Here is a 6,937-nt window from a genome sequence, read left to right as displayed (position 1 = left end):
TAAAAATAGACAAACTCGATTTTCATCGAGTTTGTCTACAGTCTGAAGCCAACGATTTCGTTGGCTTTTTGTCTGTAGGATCCTTTCAATTATCATACATTCAAGTAACCTTCTTAAACTAAACTGGTAGTTTAGCTACAGAAAAATTGTATTACTTTTCATCTATTGGGAAAAAATATAAATAAGAACAAGAAGGAGGGAACAGAGATGGAAGTGAATATGAGTGTTGAAGAAGTCGTGAATCAAATTTCTGGCTTAGTAGAAAAAGAAGGAAAGCTACCTCGAAAGAAAGAGGTAAAGAAGTCAGATCCGGAGTTAATGAAGAATGCATTGTATTATTTTCCTAATTGGGATACTGCAGTAGAACATAGCATTGGATCTTAACTAAAACATTTATTTTTCAATTAGTACATATAAGGCAAGGGAAGTTATGAAGGCCGCCAATTGGCGGCCTTTTGAACGTGCGATTCTTTACATTATCATATAACCCCTATTCAAACTATCTATCGAATAGTTTAGTTAAATAAAGATATGGACGCATCAAAGTGAATCAATCTCATATTTTCTTTTCGGAACGAGTGGAGTATCGATCTTTTTTAGTAGATAAAGTCTGATATTTCAATGAAGCATAGTGTAACTTTTTTCCATATGGGACCGTATAATAATTTGTTAAAACACAAGAAAAGAGGGTTCCAATGAAAAAGATATTGTTGATTTTGGCAGCCGTTTTTTTGGTAACAGGACTTAGTGCTTGTAAAGGAGTCCAGGAGGGAAATGAGGAATCTCCGCCAATTTCAGAAAAGCCAAATGATAATCCTAAGCAAACCGACGGGCAAGAAGATCCTCCAGGTGAATCGGTCGATGATCCGGCTAAAGATCTGCCAAATACGAAAACGGATACGATCATATTAGAAGGTATGGAAGAACCATTCCAATTCACGCTTCATCACAGTCAGGCATTGGGATTCTCAACCTACATCGTGGATGACATGGTCGTTGAAGAGGCTAGTTCTGGTGAAGGGGATGCAATGATTGTTTTTGCAAATTTTGCAGGCAAGAGAAATGAGGATGCCAAAGTTCAGATTTTTTCCAAAAGTGAGGGTACGAATGCGACAATAGAAGAAAAGAAGGAGTTTGCGAGGGAAGTTGTGATAAGCAACGGCTTTGAGATAAAACAGCGATCTGATAATTCGCCTAACCGATTTGATTGGTCTGAGGTGGAATTTGACATTAGCCAGAAGGGCAGTAATTATTCCATATTGGGTACATTGTCCGTTTTTCAACATGGCGACCGTGTTTACTATGCAATCGTTCAATACCCGGAAGATTATGAAGAAGGCTTCATACCGCGGGTTGTAAAAATGTTTGATGATATCGTATGGTATGAAGCAACTTGATAAATGAGTATCCGGAATTGGGTACACCATTTTAACAGAGAGTGGTACTATATTTGTCCGGTAAGGAATCCTGTTGAACGGTAGGAAGCTAGTTTGTCTACAGTCGGAGAGCAGCTCTTTTGCTGCTCTTTTTTGTATGATGGGATTGTCTGCTTTATTCAGATCAAGAAGGATAAATGATTGGGTTAGAGAATAATTAGTGATAGGTTTTCAAAAAACGAATTTGATAGAAAATAGGTGAAGCAAGTGGAGTTGGATTCATTATATAAGACATATCGACCTTTTCTTTTTTCCATCGCATACCGGATGCTCGGATCGGTTACCGATGCAGAAGATATCGTTCATGATTTATTCCTGCAGCTTAAGCTTGATACCAACGAAATTAAGGACATGAAAGCATATCTTGCGAAAATGACGACAAACCGCTGTCTGAATTACTTGAAATCAGCCCGTAAGAGAAGAGAGGTTTACACAGGTCCTTGGCTGCCAGAACCTCGGGTAAACGAAACAGATCAGCCTCTAGATAAGGTCGTAACGGATGAAACGGTTGCATATGCCTTCCTCGTTTTGCTGGAACAGCTTTCACCTGTTGAAAGAGCGGTTTTCGTGCTTAGGGAAGCATTCACTTACAGCTATGAAGATATCGCCGAGATGCTGGAAAAGAATGAAGTGAACTGCAGAAAGATCTACAGCCGGGCTAAGCGGAGATTACAGAATGATAGGCCCGTCCATCCGGAGGATACGAAACATGTCGATCTGTTGGCAAAAAAATTCATAAAAGCATCTGCGACAGGAAACTTTGAGGAGTTTTTGGATCTTCTTACAGAAGATGTTGTCCTTGTTACTGACGGCGGAGGTAAAGTGCTTTCTGCATTAAACCCAATTGTAACCAGACAGCGCGTATCCGCCTTTCTTAATGGCGTTTCTGCTAAAGGAGGCTTCATAGGAGAACTTCTTCCGGTGATGGTCAATGGCCAGGAGGGAATTTTGCAAATGAAAGAAGGAAAACCTACCAAAGTCATCTGCTTTGAATTAGATCCAAAACAAAAAAATATCCGCAAAATCTTCATTGTCACCAATCCCGATAAATTAAATCATATTCCTGTGATAGATTGAGGGGTCTTTTTTGGGGATGTCACAAATCAAACCCCTATTTTGTCTTATAAGTGGAACCTAAAAAGATTTAATGGAGGAGATTGACATGGAACAACGGATTAACTACATGAAGACAAATCGTGAAGTGATCAAATTAATGATGGGTTTGGAGGAGTACAAGAAAACAACGGAAATCGAAAGCGCATTAATCGAATTGATTAAAATTCGCGCGTCTCAAATCAATGGCTGTGCGTACTGCTTGGATATGCATACAAAGGATGCCCGGGCAATGGGTGAAACGGAACAAAGAATTTACTGTTTGAGTGCTTGGCGTGAAACACCATTCTATTCTGATTCGGAAAGGGCAGCGCTGGAATTGACGGAAGCGGTCACGGCCATTTCTGCCAACGGTGTACCTGATGAACTGTATGAGAGGGTCCGCCTTCATTTTGATGAAAAACAATATATCGATCTCGTTACCATAATCATCACCATCAACGGCTGGAACCGATTGGCCATTTCAGCCCAAAACATACCAGGGCACTATAAGCCTGTAATGGAAAAATAATGTCGTTATTAAAACCCCTTGTATGGTTACAAGGGGTTTTAATTGTGAAAATCGTGGCTTTTTAATTATTTTTCTTTTTTATAAAAGCGTTCACCCGTATCAGGATTATAATACACCCTTGTTTTTTCTCCTGTCACGGGGTCTATATTTATTTCATCTGTCGATTGAAATCCATCAGGAATTTTTACACCGTGATTGCGTTTAAACCGTTTATCATAGATAAAGTATCCAAGTAAAATGCATAAGATAACTATAATAATTTGTAATATATAGTACCCTATGATGAATTTCATTATATTTTCTCCACAATGACGGCAGTTCCATATGCAACAATTTCGCTCATATTCGTACCGATTTCCCCGGAATCATATCTCATCATAATAATTGCGTTTGCACCCATTTCATTGGCATTTTTTATCATACGGTCCATAGCTTCTTTTCTTGAATCTTCAAGCATCGCTGTATATTGCTTGATTTCTCCGCCTACCAGGGACTTTAACCCTGCCATGATATCGCCGCCAATCCCTCTGCTTCTAACAATTAGACCGAAGGCAGGCCCTTTTACCTCTACAATTTTGTACCCTTCAATCTTTTCTGTGGTAACAACCAACACATTAATCGCCTCCGACTTATTTACTTTATTATGAAATTTTCCTGAACTGAAAGCATGAACGAATGATCCAAGTTCGCATGAAGTTTAAACATTCCCTTTAGTTCCTTTTTTATCAAGCGCAATGATCATACCTTTAAATTTTACCATAATATAAGCTTTATCCCCCTTATATAATAGGTCAGGAACAGGGGACGTTTACTTTCCTATGTACACACCTCAAATGAGGGGTGCTAAGGGTGACGGAATCAGATATTGCTAAAACTAGAGGGGCTTTTTTTAAGTTTGATTCTACAGACTGAGAGTATTAACTACTTTTGACACCAATTAAAATTAGTGCAACTCCTGAAAAAACACATGTTATTTTAAATAAGGATAGTTTTTCAGAGACCCCGATTAACCCAACTGTGGTTGTAATAATAAGAATAATAGGTCCGATTAAGGCCAATGAGCTATTAACTAATAATGCTTTTTCTATGTTGTTTAGCTTAAACATCAGCGCAGCTGCCAAGATTTCAACACTGCCGGAAAATAGGCGAAGTAAAACCATAATAAGAACGGCTTTTTCAATAGCTAAAAACATAGTACCCTCCTCAGTGAAAATACACAGTATATGAATATTTATGTTTTAAATTTGAGGTTAGGACTAGCCATTTTATTTTTTTATTATCATTATCTGAAATGAAGATTGACCACTACATGGACATACACCTATTTATCACAATTGTATAAAATACTGAGTATTGAGCTTTATATAAAAACTTGGGGTGATTACATGTTTTATCATGTTAAAGAATTGCAATACCATGCTAAACCTGATAGACCTGATCCGTTATTCGCTAAACAATTACAAGAGGTTTTAGGTGGTCAATTCGGTGAAATTTCAGTTGCCTTACAATATTTATTCCAAGGGTGGAGTGTAAGAGGGAACGGAAAATATAAGGATTTATTAATGGATACCGGTACAGAAGAATTGGCGCATATAGAAATGTTGGCTACGATGATTGCCAGGTTATTGGATGGTGCTCCTGTAGGGGACTTGGAAACGGCAGCAAAAGATCCTATTATTGGGGCGATCCTTGGGGGAATGAACCCTCAACATGCAATTGTTTCAGGTCTAGGAGCAATGCCTGCAGACAGCGTTGGAAATAGGTGGACAGCTGACTATATAATCGCAAGCGGTAATTTGTTGGCAGATTTTAGAGCCAACCTTAATGCTGAGTCTCAAGGCCGCCTCCAAGTTGTTAGACTATACGAGGCCACTAACGACCGGGGCGTGAAAGACATGTTATCTTGGCTGATTGCCCGTGATACTATGCATCAAAATCAATGGATCGCAGCTATCAAAGAACTAGAGGCTGCAGAATGTGGCATAGTTGTACCAACTACGTTTCCTAAAGATCTTGAGAAAAGAGAAGTAGCCTATACACTATTCAATTTCTCTCAGGGAAATCAAAGTGCAGAGGGTCGATGGGCTCATGGTACAAGTATGGATTGCGAAGGCACCTTTAACTATGTAGAACATCCAATCCCATTTGCAAATAAACCAAAATTAAATCCAGCACCACCATATATTTATGATACTCCCCCTAATGCATTGAAAGCTAATCCTGGGAATATCCCTCCAAGTATGTGTTAATGAAAGACATAATATAATTACTTATTAAGGGTGAATGAAAGTAAGTACCTTTTCGAGGCAAAATAATCAAACGGATTGCAAATGCCCCCCCATCAAGCCTGAAAATTTGATGGGGTATTTTTTTGGTTAGGACCTCGAGCTGTTTCTCACTTTAAACTGTACCCTATAGAGTAGACACCTAAAAAAGTCTCCTATAGGGTACTTTTTTGTATAATTAAGAAACACAACGAGAAAACACAACATGGGACTGGAGAAGGTTATGAGTAAAAAGCTTTTTACAGAGAAAGAAATCAAACTACTATCATCTAATAATTATGTTAAATCTGTAAGTTCAAAAGGAATTACTTATACTGATGAATTTAAGCATATATTTATAGCGGAAAAACAGAAAGGCAAGTTCGTAAGGCAAATATTTGAAGAATTTGGGTTTGATGTAGAGGTTTTGGGGACGGAAAGAATTAAATCAGCGAGTAAGAGATGGCAAGCAGTTTACGAGAAGAACGGGATTATTGGTTTATGTGACACTAGAGCAGGAAATTCAGGGCGCCAAAAGGAAAGAAAACTTACCCTAGAGGAGAAAAATGCTCGCTTAGAAGCACAAATCAACTTACTAAAGGCAGAAAACGAACTGTTAAAAAAGATTCGTTTTGCAGAAAGGGGGATGAAGAAGTAGTTCTTCCTCCTTTCCAAAAATATATCCTAATTCGCTCCGTGATTGAAAAATATCAACTAAAACATATGGTGAAATACCTTTGTAAAATAGTCGGTGTTTCAAGAAGTGGTTATTATAATTACTTCTCAGTGAAATCACAGGAAAAAAGAATTCGAAAAGATGAAAAGGATGAGGTAGTGAAAGAAATCATCATAAAAGCATTCCATTTCAAAAATCGTAAGAAAGGGGCTCGTCAGATCAAAATGACTTTGGCGGGTCAATTTAATGTTGTCTATAATTTGAAGCGTATCCGGCGAATCATGAAGAAGTACAGCATTATATGCCCTATTCGGAAGGCAAATCCGTACAGACGAATGATGAAAGCCACTCACGAGCACCGTGTGGTGCCGAATCTTTTGAAGAGGGAATTCAAACAGGAAGTTCCAGGTAAAATACTACTGACAGATATCACATATTTGTTCTATGGCCAAGGAAAGAAAGCTTATCTATCAACGATTAAGGATGCTTCGACCAATGAAATTGTGGCTTACCATGTATCAGATCGCATTACCATGGACCTGGCTACGGAAACCCTCCTCAAGTTAAAGAAAAATCGAAGATTTCACAAAGCAAAGAATGCCTTTATCCACTCTGATCAGGGAACTCATTATACCCATCCGGACTTTCAGAAATTAGTAAAAAAACTGGGATTAGGCCAGTCGATGTCAAGGCGCGGGAACTGCTGGGATAATGCACCTCAAGAATCTTTTTTTGGCCATTTTAAAGATGAAGCCTCTATTAAAGCATGTTCAACTTTAGATGAATTAAAAAAAGAAATTAAGCAATATATGACGTATTACAATCACTACAGATACCAATGGAATTTAAAAAAGATGACTCCTGTTCAATACAGAAATCATCTTTTTCAAGCTGCCTAGGCTTTTTTTAAACTGTCCTTTACAAAGGGTACATTTCA

The 6,937-nt window shown here is 38.2% G+C and carries 9 protein-coding genes; 6 read left to right on the top strand and 3 right to left on the bottom strand.

From position 1 onward, the window contains the following. Positions 1-207: 207 nt before the first annotated feature. The 4 genes from ADA55_RS30020 (at position 208) to ADA55_RS11010 (ending at position 3,060) form a co-directional block, all read left to right on the top strand. The gene (locus tag ADA55_RS30020) at positions 208-384 is read left to right on the top strand and encodes a hypothetical protein (RefSeq protein WP_181151582.1); all 177 of its coding nucleotides are present in this window, start codon (positions 208-210) and stop codon (positions 382-384) included. Positions 385-695: 311 nt separating this feature from the next. After that, on the top strand, positions 696-1,397 hold the full coding sequence (locus tag ADA55_RS11020) for a lipoprotein (protein WP_048683503.1): 702 nt from the start codon (positions 696-698) through the stop codon (positions 1,395-1,397). A 246-nt stretch (positions 1,398-1,643) separates the two neighbouring features. Next, complete coding sequence (locus ADA55_RS11015; protein WP_048683500.1) at positions 1,644-2,513, top strand: RNA polymerase sigma-70 factor; 870 nt, start codon at positions 1,644-1,646, stop codon at positions 2,511-2,513. A gap of 85 nt (positions 2,514-2,598) precedes the next feature. Beyond that, positions 2,599-3,060 carry a carboxymuconolactone decarboxylase family protein gene (locus ADA55_RS11010; protein WP_048683497.1) on the top strand — a complete coding sequence of 154 codons (462 nt, stop codon included), beginning with the start codon at positions 2,599-2,601 and terminating at the stop codon, positions 3,058-3,060. Between the two features lie 65 nt (positions 3,061-3,125). Here the strand turns inward: ADA55_RS11010 and ADA55_RS11005 are convergent, their stop codons facing one another. From ADA55_RS11005 to ADA55_RS10995, 3 genes are all read right to left on the bottom strand, one after another. Beyond that, positions 3,126-3,353 carry a hypothetical protein gene (locus ADA55_RS11005; RefSeq protein WP_048683493.1) on the bottom strand — a complete coding sequence of 76 codons (228 nt, stop codon included), beginning with the start codon at positions 3,351-3,353 and terminating at the stop codon, positions 3,126-3,128. Next, positions 3,353-3,673, bottom strand: a complete 321-nt coding sequence (locus ADA55_RS11000; RefSeq protein WP_034304199.1) for a YbjQ family protein — start codon at positions 3,671-3,673, stop codon at positions 3,353-3,355. The genes ADA55_RS11005 and ADA55_RS11000 overlap by 1 nt, the downstream gene beginning before the upstream one ends. A 304-nt stretch (positions 3,674-3,977) precedes the next feature. Next, positions 3,978-4,253: a YqhV family protein gene (locus ADA55_RS10995; protein ID WP_048683488.1), complete on the bottom strand. Its 276-nt coding sequence runs from the start codon at positions 4,251-4,253 to the stop codon at positions 3,978-3,980. 192 nt (positions 4,254-4,445) lie between these two features. On the opposite strand from ADA55_RS10995, the gene ADA55_RS10990 reads away from it, so the two are divergent. Then, complete coding sequence (locus tag ADA55_RS10990) at positions 4,446-5,309, top strand: manganese catalase family protein (RefSeq protein WP_048683485.1); 864 nt, start codon at positions 4,446-4,448, stop codon at positions 5,307-5,309. A gap of 259 nt (positions 5,310-5,568) precedes the next feature. After that, a protein-coding gene (locus ADA55_RS28420) for an IS3 family transposase (protein WP_226990452.1) occupies positions 5,569-6,899 on the top strand; the annotation gives its coding sequence in 2 pieces (ribosomal slippage) (positions 5,569-5,941 and positions 5,941-6,899; 1,332 coding nt in all). Positions 6,900-6,937 lie beyond the last annotated feature (38 nt).

The organism is Bacillus sp. 220_BSPC, assembly GCF_001054655.1.
Lineage (GTDB): Bacteria > Bacillota > Bacilli > Bacillales > DSM-1321 > Peribacillus > Peribacillus frigoritolerans.
Note: the sequence above shows the minus strand (reverse complement) of the source record. Positions and strands in the feature narration are given on the sequence as shown.

Excerpts from the sequence above, each read along its gene's own strand:
- ADA55_RS30020 (WP_181151582.1), top strand. The coding sequence starts at position 208 with ATGGAAGTGAATATGAGTGTTGAAGAAGTCGTGAATCAAATTTCTGGC.
- ADA55_RS11020 (WP_048683503.1), top strand. The coding sequence starts at position 696 with ATGAAAAAGATATTGTTGATTTTGGCAGCCGTTTTTTTGGTAACAGGA.
- ADA55_RS11010 (WP_048683497.1), top strand. The coding sequence starts at position 2,599 with ATGGAACAACGGATTAACTACATGAAGACAAATCGTGAAGTGATCAAA.
- ADA55_RS11005 (WP_048683493.1), bottom strand. The coding sequence starts at position 3,353 with ATGAAATTCATCATAGGGTACTATATATTACAAATTATTATAGTTATC.
- ADA55_RS10995 (WP_048683488.1), bottom strand. The coding sequence starts at position 4,253 with ATGTTTTTAGCTATTGAAAAAGCCGTTCTTATTATGGTTTTACTTCGC.
- ADA55_RS10990 (WP_048683485.1), top strand. The coding sequence starts at position 4,446 with ATGTTTTATCATGTTAAAGAATTGCAATACCATGCTAAACCTGATAGA.